Origin of the sequence: Pseudomonas rhizosphaerae (assembly GCF_000761155.1) — a bacterium.
GTDB lineage: Bacteria > Pseudomonadota > Gammaproteobacteria > Pseudomonadales > Pseudomonadaceae > Aquipseudomonas > Aquipseudomonas rhizosphaerae.
The window spans coordinates 4147501-4166699 of record NZ_CP009533.1 but is presented as its reverse complement, the minus strand read 5'-3'; the positions used below and the strand labels follow the sequence as shown (position 1 = coordinate 4166699).

Below are 19199 nucleotides of genomic sequence, written 5' to 3'. Positions count from 1 at the left end.
CCTCGCAAAATAAGTGACGCCGAATTTAGAAGCGGTAGTGCGAGAACGCTTTGTTGGCTTCAGCCATACGGTGAACGTCTTCACGCTTCTTAACTGCAGCACCTTTGCCTTCAGCAGCATCCAGCAGTTCGCCGGCCAAACGCAGAGCCATCGACTTTTCACCGCGCTTGCGCGCGAAGTCTACCAGCCAGCGCATTGCCAGGGCGTTACGACGGGACGGACGAACTTCGACCGGAACCTGGTAAGTAGCACCGCCTACACGGCGCGACTTCACTTCGACCAGCGGAGCGATGGCGTCGAGAGCTTTCTCGAAGATTTCCAGGGGGTCGCTGTTCTTGCGTTCTTTAACCTTGTCCAGCGCGCCATAAACGATACGCTCGGCAACGGCTTTCTTGCCGCTTTCCATCACGTGGTTCATGAACTTGGCCAGGATCTGGCTGCCGTATTTTGGATCGTCAAGCACTTCGCGCTTGGCTGCTACGCGTCTTCTTGGCATGGATAAGCCCTCAAACGGTCTTCAGGTTAGCTCGGGACAGGCCCGACCTTACTCTTATCGACTCAGAAAAATAGATAACTGCAGTATTCCGCAAACGCCGATTATTTCGGACGCTTGGTACCGTACTTCGAACGACCTTGGTTACGACCTTTAACGCCGGAGGTATCCAGGGAGCCGCGAACGGTGTGGTAACGAACACCTGGCAAGTCTTTTACACGACCGCCGCGGATCAGTACCACGCTGTGCTCTTGCAGGTTGTGGCCTTCACCGCCGATGTACGAGGAAACCTCGAAACCGTTGGTCAGACGCACGCGGCATACTTTACGCAGTGCCGAGTTAGGTTTTTTCGGCGTGGTGGTGTACACGCGGGTGCACACGCCACGACGTTGCGGGCAGTTCTGCAGCGCAGGCACGTCGGATTTCTCGACGATACGCTTACGCGGCTGACGTACCAGCTGGTTGATAGTTGCCATCTACTAGCTCCACTGTTGTCTTGCGACGCTATTGTCTTGCAAGAAAAGCAAAAATGGCAGGAATCAATCCCGCCAAATTTAGGGGTACAAGAGTCTAAAGAGGATCTCGTCCCCAGTCAAGACAAGGCCCCGGTCTCCCCTGCCAACTCCACCGCGACATTTCGTGTCGTTGCGGAGCTGGCAAAGGCTACCAGGGCCCTGTCATCACTACCGCTGGTCTCAATTACCGCTTGAGTTCAGCGCTTCGGTCAACGCAGCTTCAACTTCACTGGCACTGACGCGGGTTGGTTTGTCGAGTTCACGACGACGCTTGCGCTCGCTGTGATACGCCAGACCGGTACCGGCCGGGATCAGACGACCCACGACCACGTTTTCCTTCAGGCCGCGCAGGTAGTCGCGCTTGCCGGTGACAGCCGCTTCGGTCAGCACTCGAGTGGTTTCCTGGAAGGAAGCCGCCGAGATGAACGATTCGGTGGACAACGACGCCTTGGTGATACCCAGCAGAACACGGGTGAACTTGGAAACGAACTTGTCGTCGCCGCTCAAACGCTCGTTCTCGCCCAGCACCTGGGTCAGTTCCATCTGGTCGCCCTTGATGAAGCTGCTGTCGCCCGACTCGGAGATCTCGACCTTGCGCAGCATCTGACGAAGGATCGTCTCGATGTGCTTGTCGTTGATCTTCACGCCTTGCAGACGGTAAACGTCCTGAATCTCATTGACGATGTACTTGGCCAGCGCACTCACACCCAGCAGACGCAGAATGTCGTGCGGATCGCTCGGGCCATCGGAGATGACTTCGCCGCGGTTCACTTGTTCGCCTTCGAAGACGTTCAGGTGACGCCACTTCGGAATCAGCTCTTCGTACGGATCGGTACCGTCGTTCGGGGTGATGACCAGACGGCGCTTGCCCTTGGTCTCTTTACCGAACGCGATGGTGCCGCTGACTTCCGCAAGAATCGAAGCTTCCTTCGGACGACGCGCTTCGAACAAGTCGGCAACACGCGGCAGACCACCGGTGATGTCGCGAGTCTTCGAAGTTTCCTGTGGAATACGGGCGATAACGTCACCCACACCCACTTGCGCACCATCCGCCACGCCGACCAGAGCGTTGGCTGGCAGGAAGTACTGAGCTGGCACGTCGGTACCTGGCAGCAGCAGATCCTTGCCATCGACGCCAACCATCTTCACGGCCGGACGAATTTCCTTGCCCGCCGCTGGACGATCCTTGGCATCGAGCACTTCGATGTTGGTCAGGCCGGTCAATTCGTCTGTCTGACGCTTGATCGTGATGCCTTCTTCCATGCCCACGTAGGTCACGGTACCTTTCATCTCGGTGACGATCGGGTGAGTGTGCGGATCCCACTTGGCCACGATGGCACCAGCGTCGACCTTGTCGCCTTCCTTCACCGAAATCACTGCACCGTACGGCAGTTTGTAACGCTCACGCTCGCGACCGAATTCGTCGGCAATCGCCAACTCACCGGAACGCGACACGGCTACCAGGTTGCCGTCGGCACGCTCTACGTGCTTGAGGTTATGCAGACGGACGGTGCCGCCATTCTTCACCTGGACGCTGTCGGCCGCCGAAGTCCGGCTTGCCGCACCACCGATGTGGAACGTACGCATGGTCAGCTGGGTACCCGGCTCACCGATGGACTGGGCAGCGATAACGCCGACCGCTTCACCGATATTCACCTGATGCCCGCGAGCCAGGTCACGACCGTAGCACTTGGCGCAGATACCGTAGCGGGTTTCGCAGCTGATCGGCGAGCGCACGATGACTTCGTCGATGCTGTTCAGCTCGATGAATTCAACCCACTTCTCGTCAACCAGCGTACCGCCTGGAACGATGACTTCGTCGGTGCCAGGCTTGAACACGTCACGGGCGATGACTCGGCCCAGCACGCGTTCACCCAAAGGCTCGACGACGTCGCCGCCTTCGATGTGTGGCGTCATCAGCAGACCGTGCTCGGTACCGCAATCGACTTCGGTCACTACCAGATCCTGCGCCACGTCTACCAGACGACGGGTCAGGTAACCGGAGTTCGCAGTCTTCAAGGCGGTATCCGCCAGACCCTTACGAGCACCGTGAGTGGAGATGAAGTACTGAAGTACGCTCAAACCTTCACGGAAGTTCGCAGTGATCGGCGTCTCGATGATCGAGCCGTCCGGCTTGGCCATCAGGCCACGCATACCGGCCAACTGACGAATCTGAGCAGCCGAACCCCGGGCACCGGAGTCAGCCATCATGTACATCGAGTTGAACGACTCCTGGTCGACTTCGTTGCCATGACGATCGATGACCTTCTCTTTCGAGAGGTTCGACATCATTGCCTTCGACACTTCGTCGTTGGCCTTGGACCAGAGGTCGATCACCTTGTTGTACTTCTCGCCCTGGGTGACCAGGCCGGAAGCGTACTGGCTTTCGATCTCTTTCACTTCGTCGGTCGCAGTACCGATGATGCGAGCTTTCTCATCCGGGATAACGAAGTCGTTAACACCGATGGAAACACCCGAAATTGTCGAGTAGGCAAAACCGGTGTACATCAACTGGTCAGCGAAGATCACGGTCTCTTTCAGACCCACCACGCGGTAGCACTGGTTGATCAGCTTGGAGATCGCCTTCTTCTTCATCGGCAGGTTGACGACGTCGAAGGACAGACCTTTAGGCACGACCTGGAACAGCAGCGCACGGCCGACAGTGGTGTCGACGATACGGGTACCGCTCACACTGCCACCGTCACGATCGTTCACGGTTTCGTTGATACGAACCTTGATCTTGGCGTGCAGAGCCGCTTCGCCGGCGCGGAAAACGCGGTCGACTTCCTGCAGATCGGCAAAGATGCGGCCTTCGCCCTTGGCGTTGATCGCTTCACGGGTCATGTAGTACAAACCCAGTACAACGTCCTGCGAAGGAACGATGATTGGCTCACCGTTGGCTGGCGACAGGATGTTGTTGGTCGACATCATCAGCGCACGGGCTTCGAGCTGGGCTTCCAGCGTCAGCGGTACGTGGACCGCCATCTGGTCGCCGTCGAAGTCGGCGTTGTACGCAGCACAGACCAATGGGTGCAGCTGGATCGCCTTGCCTTCGATCAATACCGGTTCAAACGCCTGGATACCCAGACGGTGAAGGGTCGGTGCACGGTTCAGCAACACGGGGTGTTCGCGAATCACTTCGGCGAGCACGTCCCACACTTCTGGCAGCTCGCGCTCGACCATCTTCTTGGCGGCCTTGATGGTGGTCGCCAGACCACGCATTTCCAGCTTGCCGAAGATGAACGGCTTGAACAGCTCCAGAGCCATCTTCTTCGGAAGACCGCACTGGTGCAGACGCAGGGTCGGGCCTACGGTAATTACCGAACGACCCGAATAGTCGACGCGCTTGCCGAGCAGGTTCTGACGGAAACGACCCTGCTTACCCTTGATCATGTCGGCCAGGGATTTCAGAGGACGCTTGTTGGAACCCGTGATGGCACGACCGCGGCGACCGTTGTCGAGCAGCGCATCCACAGCTTCCTGCAGCATGCGCTTTTCGTTGCGCACGATGATGTCGGGAGCCGACAGATCCAGCAGGCGCTTCAAACGGTTGTTACGGTTGATCACTCGACGATACAGATCGTTGAGGTCGGAGGTCGCGAAACGACCGCCATCCAGTGGAACCAGTGGACGCAGATCTGGCGGCAGAACCGGCAGAACGGTCAACACCATCCACTCAGGCAGGTTGCCGGAGCCTTGGAAGGCTTCCATCAACTTCAGGCGCTTGGACAGCTTCTTGATCTTGGTTTCCGAGTTGGTCTGCGGAATTTCTTCGCGCAGGCGACCGATCTCGTGCTCTAGGTCAATGGCGTGCAACAGTTCGCGAACAGCTTCGGCACCCATGCGGGCGTCGAAGTCGTCACCGAACTCTTCGAGTGCTTCGAAGTACTGCTCGTCGTTCAGCAGCTGGCCCTTTTCAAGGGTAGTCATGCCCGGATCGATAACGACATAGCTCTCGAAGTAGAGAACGCGTTCGATATCACGCAGGGTCATGTCCATCAGCAGGCCGATACGGGACGGCAGCGACTTCAGGAACCAGATGTGGGCGACCGGCGAAGCCAGTTCGATGTGAGCCATGCGCTCGCGACGAACCTTGGCCAGCGCGACTTCGACGCCGCACTTCTCGCAGATCACGCCACGGTGCTTCAAGCGCTTGTACTTACCGCACAGGCACTCGTAATCCTTGACCGGGCCAAAGATCTTGGCGCAGAACAAGCCGTCACGCTCGGGCTTGAACGTGCGGTAGTTGATGGTTTCCGGCTTCTTAACTTCACCGAACGACCACGAACGGATCATCTCAGGCGACGCGAGGCCGATACGGATCGCATCGAACTCTTCGACTTGACCCTGGTTTTTCAGCAAATTCAGTAGGTCTTTCAAGGCCTTTCCTCCTGGCGGAGCAGGGAGTGGACGGTAGCCGTCCACTCCCGATTCGCGTCACGTGTTATTCGGTTTCCAGATCGATATCGATACCCAGAGAACGGATCTCTTTGATCAACACGTTGAAGGACTCGGGCATGCCCGGCTCCATACGGTGATCGCCGTCCACGATGTTCTTGTACATCTTGGTACGACCGTTCACATCGTCCGACTTCACTGTGAGCATTTCTTGCAGGGTGTATGCCGCGCCGTATGCTTCCAGCGCCCACACCTCCATCTCCCCGAAACGCTGACCACCGAACTGCGCCTTACCACCCAGCGGCTGCTGGGTGACCAGGCTGTAAGAACCAGTGGAACGCGCGTGCATCTTGTCGTCCACCAAGTGGTTCAGCTTCAGCATGTACATGTAGCCAACGGTGACCGGACGCTCGAACTTGTTGCCGGTACGACCGTCGAAAAGCTGCATCTGGCCGCTTTCCGGCATGTCGGCCAATTTCAGCATGGCCTTGATTTCGCTTTCCTTGGCACCGTCGAACACCGGGGTGGCCATTGGAACGCCGCCCTTGAGGTTCTTCGCCAGATCCAGGATTTCCTGGTCGGAGAAGGTTTCCAGCTGTTCTTGACGGCCACCGATCTCGTTGTAGATCTCGGTCAGGAACTTGCGCAGATCAGCTACCTTACGCTGCTCTTCGAGCATGGTGTTGATCTTCTCGCCCAGACCCTTGGCCGCGAGGCCCAGGTGGGTTTCGAGAATCTGACCGACGTTCATACGCGAAGGTACACCCAACGGGTTGAGTACCACGTCCACCGGCGTACCGTTGGCGTCGTGCGGCATGTCCTCGACAGGCATGATCACGGAGACCACACCCTTGTTACCGTGACGACCGGCCATCTTGTCACCCGGCTGGATGCGACGGCGGATGGCCAGGTAGACCTTAACGATCTTCAGCACGCCCGGAGCCAGGTCATCGCCTTGCTGCAGCTTGCGCTTCTTGTCTTCGAACTTGTCGTCCAGCAGACGGCGACGATCGACGATGTAGGCCTGAGCCTTCTCGAGCTGTTCGTTCAGCGCGTCTTCGGCCATGCGCAGCTTGAACCACTGACCATGCTCCAGACCGTCGAGGACCTCGTGGGTCACCTCGGTGCCTTTCTTCAGGCCAGCGCCGCCTTCGATGATCTGACCCATCAGGGCCGAGCGCAGACGTTCGAAGGTCGCGCCTTCAACGATACGGAACTCTTCGTTCAGGTCCTTGCGGATCTCGTCCAGCTGGCTCTTCTCGATCGACAGTGCACGAGCATCACGCTCGACGCCGTCACGGGTGAAGACCTGTACGTCGATGACGGTACCCTTGGTGCCGGTAGGCACGCGCAGGGAGGTGTCCTTAACGTCGCTGGCCTTCTCGCCGAAGATCGCGCGCAGCAGTTTTTCTTCTGGCGTGAGCTGGGTCTCGCCTTTAGGCGTGACCTTGCCGACCAGAATGTCGCCAGCGCCGACTTCGGCACCCACGTAAACGATACCGGCTTCGTCCAGCTTGTTCAGCGCCGCTTCACCCACGTTCGGGATGTCGGCAGTGATTTCCTCTGGGCCAAGCTTGGTGTCACGGGCCACACAGGTCAGTTCCTGGATGTGGATCGTGGTGAAGCGATCTTCCTGAACCACACGCTCGGACAGGCAGATGGAGTCTTCGAAGTTGAAGCCGTTCCACGCCATGAACGCGATGCGCATGTTCTGACCCAGCGCCAGTTCACCCATGTCGGTGGACGGACCGTCGGCCATGATGTCGCTGCGCTGAACCACGTCACCCTTGTTCACCAGCGGACGCTGGTTGATGCAGGTGTTCTGGTTCGAGCGGGTGTACTTGGTCAGGTTGTAGATATCGACACCGGCTTCGCCAGTCTCGACTTCGTCATCGGCAACCCGAACCACGATACGGCTGGCATCGACAGAGTCGATCACGCCACCACGACGAGCCACGACGCAAACGCCGGAGTCACGAGCAACGTTGCGCTCCATGCCGGTACCGACCAGCGGCTTATCGGCACGCAGGGTAGGTACAGCCTGACGCTGCATGTTCGAACCCATCAACGCACGGTTGGCGTCGTCGTGCTCGAGGAACGGAATCAGCGATGCGGCTACCGACACGACCTGCTTGGGCGAAACGTCCATCAGGGTGACGTCTTCCGGCGCCTTGACGGTGAATTCGTTCAAGTGACGTACGGCTACCAGCTCGTCGATCAGCACCTTCTTGTCGTTCATCGTGGCCGAAGCCTGAGCGATCACGTGATCGGCTTCTTCGATGGCGGACAGGAACACGATCTCGTCGGTGACCAGAGCGTCTTTTACCACACGGTACGGGCTTTCCAGGAAGCCGTACTGGTTGGTGCGCGCATAGGCTGCCAGGGAGTTGATCAGGCCGATGTTCGGACCTTCCGGCGTTTCGATCGGGCACACGCGACCATAGTGCGTCGGGTGAACGTCACGAACTTCGAAGCCTGCACGCTCACGGGTCAGACCACCAGGGCCGAGTGCGGAAACGCGACGCTTGTGGGTGATCTCGGACAGCGGGTTGTTCTGGTCCATGAACTGCGAGAGCTGGCTGGAACCGAAGAACTCCTTGACCGCGGCAGCCACCGGCTTGGCGTTGATCAGGTCCTGCGGCATCAGGCCTTCGCTTTCGGCCATCGACAGACGTTCCTTGACCGCGCGCTCTACACGCACCAGGCCAACACGGAACTGGTTTTCGGCCATTTCGCCAACACACCGAACACGACGGTTACCCAGGTGGTCGATGTCGTCGACGATGCCCTTGCCGTTACGGATGTCGACCAGGGTCTTCAGTACGGCAACGATGTCTTCCTTGCTCAACACGCCCGAACCTTCGATCTCGGTACGACCGATACGACGGTTGAACTTCATCCGGCCGACCGCAGACAGGTCATAGCGCTCAGGGCTGAAGAACAGGTTGTTGAACAGGGTCTCGGCAGCATCCTTGGTCGGCGGCTCGCCGGGACGCATCATGCGATAGATTTCCACCAGGGCTTCGAGCTGATTGCCGGTGGAATCGATCTTCAGAGTATCGGAGATGAACGGACCGCAGTCGATGTCGTTGGTGTACAACGTCTCGATGCGAACGACCTGCGCCTTGGCAATCTTGAGCAGCAGCTCGGTGGTCAGTTCAGTGTTGCACTCGCACAGGATCTCGCCGGTGGCCGGATGTACGATAGCCTTGGCGGTAGTGCGACCTAGGACGTAGTCCAGCGGCACTTCCAGCTGCTTGATGCCAGCTTTTTCGATCTGGTTGATGTGCCGGGCAGTAATACGACGGCCTTGTTCGACAATGACCTTGCCCTTCTCGTCGACGATGTCGAGAACGGCGATTTCACCGCGCAGGCGCTGGGGCACCAGCTCCAGGCTGAGCATTTCGCCCTGCACGTGGAATACGTTGGTGGTGTAGAACGCATCGAGGACTTCCTCGGTGCTGTAGCCCAGGGCGCGCAGCAATACGGAAGCAGGCAATTTACGACGACGGTCGATCCGGACGAATACACAGTCTTTCGGATCGAACTCGAAGTCCAGCCACGAGCCACGGTAAGGGATGATACGTGCCGAATAGAGCAGTTTGCCCGAGCTGTGCGTCTTGCCACGGTCGTGGTCGAAGAACACGCCTGGCGAACGGTGCAGCTGGGAAACGATGACGCGCTCGGTACCGTTGATTACGAAGGTACCGTTCTCGGTCATCAGGGGGATTTCCCCCATGTAGACTTCCTGCTCTTTGATGTCCTTGATCGCTTTGTTCGACGATTCTTTGTCGAAAATGATCAGGCGCACTTTCACACGCAACGGCACGGCGTAGGTCACGCCACGCAGGACGCACTCTTTGACGTCAAAGGCCGGTTCGCCCAGACGATAACCAACGTACTCCAGAGCAGCGTTGCCGGAGTAGCTGATGATCGGGAAAACGGATTTGAAGGCCGCATGCAGACCGACATCACGGAACTGGTCCTTGGTCGCGCCCGCCTGCAAGAATTCGCGATACGAATCCAGCTGGATAGCCAAGAGGTACGGTACGTCCATGACGTCCGGCAACTTGCTAAAGTCCTTGCGGATACGTTTTTTCTCAGTATATGAGTAAGCCATCAGCGTTCCCCAGCTTGGTCACCTGCTTGTGGCTTCTCCCGACGGGAGCAGCCAGAAAATCGTGCAAACCCCGTGGTTTGCGCCACCCTCGGGTGGTTACAGCGCGTTGCCGGCGTCGACCTGATCGACTGCCAGTAACGGAAAAAGGCCGGTGGCATGAGCCACCAGCCATCAGCCTTTCGCTTGACGCTCGGGCTGGAGACGCAAGGTCGATGCTTACTTGAGCTCGACTTTGGCGCCTGCTTCTTCCAGCGTTGCTTTGGCTTTGTCAGCTGCGTCTTTGGCAACAGCTTCCAGAACCATGGCAGGAGCGCCGTCAACTACAGCCTTGGCTTCTTTCAGGCCCAGACCGGTCAGTTCACGAACTGCCTTGATGACGTTTACTTTCTTCTCGCCAGCTTCCAGCAGCATGACGTTGAATTCAGTTTGCTCTTCAACAACGGCAGCTGGACCAGCAGCTGGACCGGCGGAAGCGGCAGCAGCCGAAACGCCGAACTTTTCTTCCATCGCTTTGATCAGCTCAACGATTTCCAGAACGGATTTTTCGCCGATTGCTTCGATGATTTGGTCGTTAGTCAGAGACATGACTATAAATTCCTGTATTGGGGTGACGGCCTAGGCGGCCATCGAAATAAACAATAAACGTAGAGAGAAGTCGCTCAGCCTCAGGCTGCGGCAGCTTCTTTCTGGTCGCGAAGGGCCGCCAGAGTACGAGCCAGTTTGCTGGTAGCGCCTTGAATCACGCTCATCAGCTGGGAAATGGCTTCGTCACGGGTCGGCAAGCTTGCCAGCACGTCGATTTGGTTAGCTGCGAGGTAGTTACCCTCGAACGCAGCTGCCTTGATCTCGAACTTGTCCTGACCTTTTGCGAACTCCTTGAACAAACGGGCAGCAGCACCTGGATGTTCGTTGGAGAAGGCGATCAAGGTCGGGCCAGTGAACACGTCGTTCAGAACACTGTATTGAGTGTCTGCAACGGCGCGCTTGAGCAGGGTGTTACGTACGACACGTACGTATACGCCAGCTTCACGAGCCTCTTTACGGAGTCCGGTCATAGCGCCTACTGTTACGCCACGGGCATCAGCCACGACAGCGGACAGAGCAACTTGGGCAGCCTTGTTGACTTCAGCGACGATGGCCTTCTTGTCTTCAAGTTTAATTGCCACGGGTTCAACTCCTGCTTGTTACCGTTTCATCCAACCGGGGCCGGATGTCGTTTTGGTGTCTGATTCGGTAAGGAACCGGGAGCACCATCTGCGTAGGCTTGAGGTTTAAGACTTGCGTCGCCTACGGTCTTGGATAGCCCCCGCCAGGCAGGGACCCCAATTTTTTCAGCTGGTGGAACGGTTCCCCGCCCCACCTGCCATGTCTTACGCGTCCAGCGAGCCTTGGTCGATGACCAGACCTGGGCCCATGGTGGTGCTCAGGGTAACGCGCTTGACGTAGATACCTTTCGAGGAAGCAGGCTTGATACGCTTCAGATCGGCGATCAGGGCTTCAACGTTTTCCTTCAGCTTGACGGCGTCGAAACCGACCTTGCCAACGGAAGTGTGGATGATGCCGTTCTTGTCGGTGCGATAACGAACCTGACCAGCCTTGGCATTCTTGACGGCGTTGGCGACGTCTGGCGTCACGGTGCCGACTTTCGGGTTGGGCATCAGGCCACGTGGGCCGAGGATCTGACCCAACTGACCAACAACGCGCATGGCATCTGGCGATGCGATGACGACGTCATAGTTCAGGTCGCCGCCTTTCATTTCGGCAGCCAGGTCGTCCATGCCAACGCGGTCCGCACCGGCAGCCAGAGCGGCTTCGGCAGCCGGGCCCTGGGTGAACACGGCAACACGTACGGTCTTGCCAGTGCCGTGTGGCAGCACGGTAGCGCTACGGACGACCTGGTCGGATTTACGTGGGTCGACGCCCAGGTTCACAGCCACATCAACGGATTCGCTGAACTTGACGGTGGACAGTTCGGTCAGCAGCGCAGCTGCGTCTTCGAAGTTGTACAACTTGCCTGCTTCGATCTTGGAAGCAATAGCTTTTTGGCGCTTGGTCAGCTTAGCCATTACACACCCTCCACGTTGAGGCCCATGGAGCGAGCAGAACCGGCGATGGTACGCACGGCTGCTTCCATGTCAGCGGCAGTCAGGTCCGCATTCTTGGCTTTTGCGATATCTTCGAGCTGAGCGCGAGTCACGGTACCGACTTTGACGGTATTCGGACGAGCAGAGCCGCTGGTCAGGCCAGCTGCTTTCTTCAGCAGTACCGAAGCAGGGGTGCTTTTGGTCTCGAAGGTGAAGCTGCGGTCACTGTAGACAGTGATGATTACAGGAGTCGGCAAGCCGGCTTCTTGACCCTGGGTACGGGCGTTGAAGGCCTTGCAGAATTCCATGATGTTCACGCCATGCTGACCCAGAGCCGGGCCGACGGGCGGGCTAGGGTTGGCCTGGCCGGCCTTTACTTGCAGCTTGATGTAAGCCGTGATTTTCTTAGCCATGAGCTACTCCACTATTGGGTACGAGCGCCTTTCGGCTCCCCAGTTGCTTGCGTTTTATCCCAGTGACGACAAAACCCCGCAGCTTACGCCTGCGGGGTATGGGATCCGTTTCCAATCAGACTTTTTCGACCTGACTGAACTCGAGCTCTACCGGGGTAGAGCGACCGAAAATGAGCACCGCGACCTGGATCCGGCTCTTTTCGTAATTGACTTCTTCGACCGTACCGTTGAAATCCGCAAAAGGACCATCGGTGACGCGAACCACTTCGCCTGGCTCGAACAGCGTCTTGGGCTTGGGCTTGTCGCTACCATCAGCAACGCGACGCAGGATAGCCTCAGCTTCCTTGTCGGTGATCGGTGCCGGCTTGTCTGCCGTGCCACCAATGAAACCCATGACGCGAGGCGTGTCCTTGACCAAGTGCCAAGTGCCTTCGTTCATGTCCATTTGCACCAGCACATAGCCTGGAAAGAACTTGCGTTCACTTTTACGCTTTTGGCCATTTCGCATCTCGACCACTTCTTCAGTGGGGACGAGAATTTCGCCAAAACCGTCTTCCATGCCAGCCAGCTTTACACGCTCAACCAAAGAGCGCATAACATGCTTCTCGTAACCCGAGTAAGCATGCACAACGTACCAACGCTTAGCCACGGGACACCCTTAGCCAACAATCAAGGAAACAAGCCAGCCGAGCAGGGAATCGAGCCCCCACAACAGCAACGCCATGACCAGGACGACCGCCACTACAATCAGCGTGGTCTGCGTGGTCTCTTGGCGAGTCGGCCAAACGACTTTACGTATTTCGGTGCGCGCTTCCTTAGCCAGGACGAAGAACGACTTGCCTTTGGCAGTCTGCAACGCCACATAGGCGGCTACAGCGGCAATGGCGAGCAGTGCAAGCACCCGGTACAGGATCGGCGACGCGGAGTAGTACTGATTACCAACCACGCCAACCACCACCAAAGCGACAACAACGAGCCACTTCAGCAGATCGAAACGAGATTCTGGGGCTTCAGCCTTGGGAGTCATCTAGGAGGATCCTGTGAAAAGAAAGCCAGACACACCGAGTGAATCTGGCAGGTCAGGAGGGAATCGAACCCCCAACCTACGGTTTTGGAGACCGTCGCTCTGCCAATTGAGCTACTGACCTAAAACAAATCAGGCCGAACATTATGCCGACCCGGGAAAGCTATTTCAACACCTGATTGGACTGCCATGCTGCACAAGCAAGGATATTCCTTCGCCCGGCCCAGACCTCACAACCCAAGATGCCAACAGCAGAGACTTGCATGCCCACAGGAGCAACACATGCCTACCATTAAAACAAAGGCAGATATTTTCATATCTGCCTTGTGAAAATGGAGCTCTTGAGCGGATTTGAACCGCTGACCTCACCCTTACCAAGGGTGTGCTCTACCAACTGAGCTACAAGAGCTTGAAACCATGCACAAACAGCAAACTTGGAGCGGGTAGCGGGAATCGAACCCGCATCATCAGCTTGGAAGGCTGAGGTTCTACCACTAAACTATACCCGCGGAGCTTGCGGCTCACGCTAAAAATGGTGGAGGGAGAAGGATTCGAACCTTCGAAGTCGTAGACGTCAGATTTACAGTCTGATCCCTTTGGCCGCTCGGGAACCCCTCCTTAACGTGGCGGCATTTTACGCTATGCCAGCCTGCTGTCAAGCTTTTTCTCATTAAAATCTTGAGGTTAGCTACGTTGACAGCCGTTTCACATCGCCGGGCATTCGCACCATCGCTGTGAAGCGGGCGCCATTCTATGCAAACCATCAGGGACTGGCAATACCCCAGATCAGTTTATTTCAAGTTTTAAGTCATTGAATTCATTGGTGCTGCGCTCATGCTTCTTGGGTGACTGAAAGATCAGCCCTAACGCTTAGGCCTTGACCTCATGCATGTCATCAACCCAGGACCTGGTCACTGCTTGGTATCGGTCTTCTCGTTGAGCAACTGGATATTGTGCCTTTCCCCTTTGTAGGTAGAGAGCGGTGCCAACTCCTTGGGTCGCACGGGTAGCTCCTGATGGTGCCACCCGGCATAGAACACATTAAGGACCAAGAGCAGTAGTACGAGCCAGCGCATCGTCAATCCTCACTAGTGTCAGAAGCTGCGGCAGGCCGACTGCCTCCTGCAAGACGCAGACTTAGCTCACCCCCATTGAATACCTGCTCCCTGCCCTCTACACAGAGCCTCAGGCCACCCTGGCCATCTATCCCCAGCACTTTGCCTTCAATGGCTTTCAGCCCGGCACTGAGGATCACAGTCTTGCCTTGCCAAGCATGCAGGCTCTCCCACTCTTCCCGCAACTGCACGAAGCCCGACAGCGCATGACGCTCCAGATGGCTCTGCAACTGGGCGTTGAGCTCGTAGACCAGCTCATTGCGGTCGACCACGCTCATCCGCTGCAGACGTACGGACGTCCAAGGCTGATCCACGTCCACATTGAGCCTCATGTTCACATTGATACCAATCCCCATTACCACGTGGCACACATCGCTGGGATCGCCGACGAGCTCCAGCAGTATCCCTGCCAGCTTTTTATCTCCAACCAGGATATCGTTAGGCCACTTGAGCCGGGCCTCGCTCACGCCTTGCGCGTGCAGCGCACGAACTACGGCAAGCCCTACCACAAGACTCAACCCTTCCAGGCGGGCCATACCGCCTTCTATGCGCAGTGCCAGGCTGTAGTAGAGATTTTGCGCGTAAGGACTCACCCACGGCCGACCCCGACGGCCTCTACCTGCAGTCTGCCGCTCTGCCAGCACCAATAACGGCATCCGAGCCCCCTCGGCGATAGCTCGCAGTGCCTGCGCATTGGTCGAATCGACGCTCTGCATCACGCTGACCTCCCAACCGAGCGGGGCGCTTGCTGAAAGGGTCTTTGCGCTCAGAGGCGATAGAGGGTCAGCAAGGCGATAGCCCTTGCCCCGCACCTTATACACTTCGATACCTAGATCGGCCTGCAACTGCTGAAGCTGCTTCCACACAGCGCTACGGCTAACGCCAAGAACCTGGCCCAACGCTTCGCCCGAATGGAAGTAACCGTCTTTGAGCAAATCCAGCAATGGGGACATAGCGAACTCAGCGCCTGAAAAGGCCGTAATAATAGCCCTACACGAAAGCTTGGGACACTGACTGGAACGAGGTATAACGATTTGAAACGCAAAAAAGACAAAACCCCTACCTGCTCACGCAGATAGGGGTTTCGGAATTGAATCTTGACGATGACCTACTCTCACATGGGGAAACCCCACACTACCATCGGCGATGCATCGTTTCACTGCTGAGTTCGGGATGGGATCAGGTGGTTCCAATGCTCTATGGTCGTCAAGAAATTCTGTAGCCGGGATGCCCTTTGGGAGGCACTCCAGCGAATCGGGTATGTGATGTTCGTGGGTTGTCTTGCTGCGAACTTTCGGTTCGTGTCATCTCCACAGTCACCGCAATCTGGTCATTCGACGCAAATTGCTTGGGTGTTATATGGTCAAGCCTCACGGGCAATTAGTATGGGTTAGCTCAACGCCTCACAGCGCTTACACACCCCACCTATCAACGTCGTAGTCTTCGACGGCCCTTCAGGGAACTCAAGGTTCCAGTGAGATCTCATCTTGAGGCAAGTTTCCCGCTTAGATGCTTTCAGCGGTTATCTTTTCCGAACATAGCTACCCGGCAATGCCACTGGCGTGACAACCGGAACACCAGAGGTTCGTCCACTCCGGTCCTCTCGTACTAGGAGCAGCCCCTCTCAAATCTCAAACGTCCACGGCAGATAGGGACCGAACTGTCTCACGACGTTCTAAACCCAGCTCGCGTACCACTTTAAATGGCGAACAGCCATACCCTTGGGACCGGCTTCAGCCCCAGGATGTGATGAGCCGACATCGAGGTGCCAAACACCGCCGTCGATATGAACTCTTGGGCGGTATCAGCCTGTTATCCCCGGAGTACCTTTTATCCGTTGAGCGATGGCCCTTCCATACAGAACCACCGGATCACTAAGACCTACTTTCGTACCTGCTCGACGTGTCTGTCTCGCAGTCAAGCGCGCTTTTGCCTTTATACTCTACGACCGATTTCCGACCGGTCTGAGCGCACCTTCGTACTCCTCCGTTACTCTTTAGGAGGAGACCGCCCCAGTCAAACTACCCACCATACACTGTCCTCGATCCGGATAACGGACCTGAGTTAGAACCTCAAAGTTGCCAGGGTGGTATTTCAAGGTTGGCTCCACGCAGACTGGCGTCCACGCTTCAAAGCCTCCCACCTATCCTACACAAGCAAATTCAAAGTCCAGTGCAAAGCTATAGTAAAGGTTCACGGGGTCTTTCCGTCTAGCCGCGGATACACTGCATCTTCACAGCGATTTCAATTTCACTGAGTCTCGGGTGGAGACAGCGCCGCCATCGTTACGCCATTCGTGCAGGTCGGAACTTACCCGACAAGGAATTTCGCTACCTTAGGACCGTTATAGTTACGGCCGCCGTTTACCGGGGCTTCGATCAAGAGCTTCGCTTGCGCTAACCCCATCAATTAACCTTCCGGCACCGGGCAGGCGTCACACCCTATACGTCCACTTTCGTGTTTGCAGAGTGCTGTGTTTTTAATAAACAGTCGCAGCGGCCTGGTATCTTCGACCGGCATGAGCTTACGGAGCAAGTCCTTCACCCTCACCGGCGCACCTTCTCCCGAAGTTACGGTGCCATTTTGCCTAGTTCCTTCACCCGAGTTCTCTCAAGCGCCTTGGTATTCTCTACCCAACCACCTGTGTCGGTTTGGGGTACGGTTCCTGGTTACCTGAAGCTTAGAAGCTTTTCTTGGAAGCATGGCATCAACCACTTCGTCGTCTGAAAGACAACTCGTCATCAGCTCTCGGCCTTGAGATCCCGGATTTACCTAAGATCTCACCCTACCACCTTAAACTTGGACAACCAACGCCAAGCTGGCCTAGCCTTCTCCGTCCCTCCATCGCAATAACCAGAAGTACAGGAATATTAACCTGTTTTCCATCGACTACGCTTTTCAGCCTCGCCTTAGGGACCGACTAACCCTGCGTCGATTAACGTTGCGCAGGAAACCTTGGTCTTTCGGCGTGGGTGTTTTTCACACCCATTGTCGTTACTCATGTCAGCATTCGCACTTCTGATACCTCCAGCAAGCTTCTCAACTCACCTTCACAGGCTTACAGAACGCTCCTCTACCGCATCACCAAAAGGTGATACCCGTAGCTTCGGTACCTGGTTTGAGCCCCGTTACATCTTCCGCGCAGGCCGACTCGACTAGTGAGCTATTACGCTTTCTTTAAAGGGTGGCTGCTTCTAAGCCAACCTCCTAGCTGTCTAAGCCTTCCCACATCGTTTCCCACTTAACCAGGATTTTGGGACCTTAGCTGACGGTCTGGGTTGTTTCCCTTTTCACGACGGACGTTAGCACCCGCCGTGTGTCTCCCATGCTCGGCACTTGTAGGTATTCGGAGTTTGCATCGGTTTGGTAAGTCGGGATGACCCCCTAGCCGAAACAGTGCTCTACCCCCTACAGTGATACATGAGGCGCTACCTAAATAGCTTTCGAGGAGAACCAGCTATCTCCGAGCTTGATTAGCCTTTCACTCCGATCCACAGGTCATCCGCTAACTTTTCAACGGTAGTCGGTTCGGTCCTCCAGTCAGTGTTACCTAACCTTCAACCTGCCCATGGATAGATCGCCCGGTTTCGGGTCTATACCCAGCGACTAAACGCCCTATTAAGACTCGCTTTCGCTACGCCTCCCCTATTCGGTTAAGCTCGCCACTGAATATAAGTCGCTGACCCATTATACAAAAGGTACGCAGTCACAGAACGAAGTCTGCTCCCACTGCTTGTACGCATACGGTTTCAGGATCTATTTCACTCCCCTCTCCGGGGTTCTTTTCGCCTTTCCCTCACGGTACTAGTTCACTATCGGTCAGTCAGTAGTATTTAGCCTTGGAGGATGGTCCCCCCATATTCAGACAAGGTTTCTCGTGCCCCGTCCTACTCGATTTCATTGACAAGAGATTTTCGCGTACAGGGCTATCACCCACTATGGCCGCACTTTCCAGAGCGTTCCGCTAATCTCAAACCAACTTAAGGGCTGGTCCCCGTTCGCTCGCCACTACTAAGGGAATCTCGGTTGATTTCTTTTCCTCAGGGTACTTAGATGTTTCAGTTCCCCTGGTTCGCTTCTCATGCCTATGTATTCAGCATGAGATAACTGTCTTATGACAGCTGGGTTCCCCCATTCAGACATCTCCGGATCACAGTCTGTTTGCCGACTCCCCGAAGCTTTTCGCAGGCTACCACGTCTTTCATCGCCTCTGACTGCCAAGGCATCCACCGTATGCGCTTCTTCACTTGACCATATAACCCCAAGCAATCTGGTTATACTGTGAAGACGACATTCGCCGAAAATTCGCATTTACTCTAAGAGCAACTCACAAATTTTACCTTAGCCTGAACAACACCAGTGAAAGTGCTGTCCAGTCTATCTTTCTATCACATACCCAAATTTTTAAAGAACGATTCTGAAAAAGATCAGAAATCAGCATTCAACCATCATTCGATGGAATGCTCATTTCTAAGCTTTGACAACGATGGAGCACCAAAAGTGGTGGAGCCAAGCGGGATCGAACCGCTGACCTCCTGCGTGCAAGGCAGGCGCTCTCCCAGCTGAGCTATGGCCCCATAATTGGTGGGTCTGGGCAGATTCGAACTGCCGACCTCACCCTTATCAGGGGTGCGCTCTAACCAACTGAGCTACAGACCCAATCGTCTTCTTCAATGAATCAAGCAATTCGTGTGGGAGCTCATGAGCCAGCTGTTGTCGTCGATTAAGGAGGTGATCCAGCCGCAGGTTCCCCTACGGCTACCTTGTTACGACTTCACCCCAGTCATGAATCACACCGTGGTAACCGTCCTCCCGAAGGTTAGACTAGCTACTTCTGGTGCAACCCACTCCCATGGTGTGACGGGCGGTGTGTACAAGGCCCGGGAACGTATTCACCGCGACATTCTGATTCGCGATTACTAGCGATTCCGACTTCACGCAGTCGAGTTGCAGACTGCGATCCGGACTACGATCGGTTTTGTGAGATTAGCTCCACCTCGCGGCTTGGCGACCCTCTGTACCGACCATTGTAGCACG

The 19199-nt window shown here is 56.2% G+C and carries 11 protein-coding genes, 6 tRNA genes and 3 rRNA genes (1 of these 20 running past the window's edge); all 20 read right to left on the bottom strand.

Annotation, left to right across the window (positions count from 1 at the left end):
- Window positions 1–25: 25 nt before the first annotated feature.
- Complete coding sequence (gene rpsG, locus LT40_RS18335) at window positions 26–496, bottom strand: 30S ribosomal protein S7 (RefSeq protein ID WP_010490886.1); 471 nt, start codon at window positions 494–496, stop codon at window positions 26–28.
- 101 nt (window positions 497–597) lie between these two features.
- Complete coding sequence (rpsL, locus tag LT40_RS18330) at window positions 598–969, bottom strand: 30S ribosomal protein S12 (protein ID WP_003186084.1); 372 nt, start codon at window positions 967–969, stop codon at window positions 598–600.
- Window positions 970–1188: 219 nt separating this feature from the next.
- Window positions 1189–5388: a DNA-directed RNA polymerase subunit beta' gene (gene rpoC, locus LT40_RS18325; protein ID WP_043192517.1), complete on the bottom strand. Its 4200-nt coding sequence runs from the start codon at window positions 5386–5388 to the stop codon at window positions 1189–1191.
- A gap of 64 nt (window positions 5389–5452) precedes the next feature.
- Window positions 5453–9526, bottom strand: a complete 4074-nt coding sequence (gene rpoB / locus LT40_RS18320; RefSeq protein WP_043192516.1) for a DNA-directed RNA polymerase subunit beta — start codon at window positions 9524–9526, stop codon at window positions 5453–5455.
- 216 nt (window positions 9527–9742) lie between these two features.
- Entirely contained in the window at window positions 9743–10111 is a 369-nt protein-coding gene (rplL, locus tag LT40_RS18315; RefSeq protein WP_043192515.1) for a 50S ribosomal protein L7/L12, read from the bottom strand.
- Window positions 10112–10191: 80 nt separating this feature from the next.
- Window positions 10192–10692, bottom strand: coding sequence for a 50S ribosomal protein L10 (gene rplJ / locus LT40_RS18310; protein ID WP_043192513.1), 501 nt, complete (start codon window positions 10690–10692; stop codon window positions 10192–10194).
- Between the two features lie 204 nt (window positions 10693–10896).
- Entirely contained in the window at window positions 10897–11592 is a 696-nt protein-coding gene (rplA, locus tag LT40_RS18305; protein ID WP_043192511.1) for a 50S ribosomal protein L1, read from the bottom strand.
- Window positions 11592–12023, bottom strand: a complete 432-nt coding sequence (gene rplK / locus LT40_RS18300; RefSeq protein ID WP_043192510.1) for a 50S ribosomal protein L11 — start codon at window positions 12021–12023, stop codon at window positions 11592–11594. The genes rplA and rplK overlap by 1 nt, the downstream gene beginning before the upstream one ends.
- A 115-nt stretch (window positions 12024–12138) precedes the next feature.
- Window positions 12139–12672, bottom strand: coding sequence for a transcription termination/antitermination protein NusG (gene nusG, locus LT40_RS18295; RefSeq protein ID WP_003186097.1), 534 nt, complete (start codon window positions 12670–12672; stop codon window positions 12139–12141).
- A gap of 9 nt (window positions 12673–12681) precedes the next feature.
- The gene (secE, locus tag LT40_RS18290) at window positions 12682–13050 is read right to left on the bottom strand and encodes a preprotein translocase subunit SecE (protein WP_043192508.1); all 369 of its coding nucleotides are present in this window, start codon (window positions 13048–13050) and stop codon (window positions 12682–12684) included.
- 45 nt (window positions 13051–13095) lie between these two features.
- Window positions 13096–13171, bottom strand: a tRNA-Trp gene (locus LT40_RS18285).
- A 209-nt stretch (window positions 13172–13380) separates the two neighbouring features.
- A tRNA-Thr gene (locus tag LT40_RS18280) sits at window positions 13381–13456 on the bottom strand.
- Between the two features lie 26 nt (window positions 13457–13482).
- Window positions 13483–13556 (bottom strand) — tRNA-Gly (locus LT40_RS18275).
- Window positions 13557–13580: 24 nt separating this feature from the next.
- A tRNA-Tyr gene (locus tag LT40_RS18270) sits at window positions 13581–13665 on the bottom strand.
- A 460-nt stretch (window positions 13666–14125) separates the two neighbouring features.
- Window positions 14126–15115, bottom strand: coding sequence for a bifunctional biotin--[acetyl-CoA-carboxylase] ligase/biotin operon repressor BirA (gene birA / locus LT40_RS18265; protein WP_052393469.1), 990 nt, complete (start codon window positions 15113–15115; stop codon window positions 14126–14128).
- A 142-nt stretch (window positions 15116–15257) separates the two neighbouring features.
- Window positions 15258–15373 (bottom strand): 5S ribosomal RNA (gene rrf, locus LT40_RS18260).
- Between the two features lie 148 nt (window positions 15374–15521).
- Window positions 15522–18415: ribosomal RNA gene (locus tag LT40_RS18255) — 23S ribosomal RNA — on the bottom strand.
- Between the two features lie 248 nt (window positions 18416–18663).
- Window positions 18664–18739, bottom strand: a tRNA-Ala gene (locus LT40_RS18250).
- A 5-nt stretch (window positions 18740–18744) separates the two neighbouring features.
- Window positions 18745–18821: transfer RNA gene (locus tag LT40_RS18245), tRNA-Ile, on the bottom strand.
- Between the two features lie 65 nt (window positions 18822–18886).
- A 16S ribosomal RNA gene (locus LT40_RS18240) occupies window positions 18887–19199 on the bottom strand; it runs 1224 nt beyond the window's last position.
- Together the 16S, 23S and 5S rRNA genes with 2 tRNA genes alongside form the textbook arrangement of a ribosomal RNA operon.

Bases quoted from the DNA above. Each gene is read 5' to 3' on its own strand.
- rplA (WP_043192511.1), bottom strand. From the start codon at position 11,592: ATGGCTAAGCTGACCAAGCGCCAAAAAGCTATTGCTTCCAAGATCGAA.
- birA (WP_052393469.1), bottom strand. From the start codon at position 15,115: ATGTCCCCATTGCTGGATTTGCTCAAAGACGGTTACTTCCATTCGGGC.
- rpsL (WP_003186084.1), bottom strand. From the start codon at position 969: ATGGCAACTATCAACCAGCTGGTACGTCAGCCGCGTAAGCGTATCGTC.
- secE (WP_043192508.1), bottom strand. From the start codon at position 13,050: ATGACTCCCAAGGCTGAAGCCCCAGAATCTCGTTTCGATCTGCTGAAG.
- rplK (WP_043192510.1), bottom strand. From the start codon at position 12,023: ATGGCTAAGAAAATCACGGCTTACATCAAGCTGCAAGTAAAGGCCGGC.
- rpoB (WP_043192516.1), bottom strand. From the start codon at position 9,526: ATGGCTTACTCATATACTGAGAAAAAACGTATCCGCAAGGACTTTAGC.
- rplL (WP_043192515.1), bottom strand. From the start codon at position 10,111: ATGTCTCTGACTAACGACCAAATCATCGAAGCAATCGGCGAAAAATCC.
- rpsG (WP_010490886.1), bottom strand. From the start codon at position 496: ATGCCAAGAAGACGCGTAGCAGCCAAGCGCGAAGTGCTTGACGATCCA.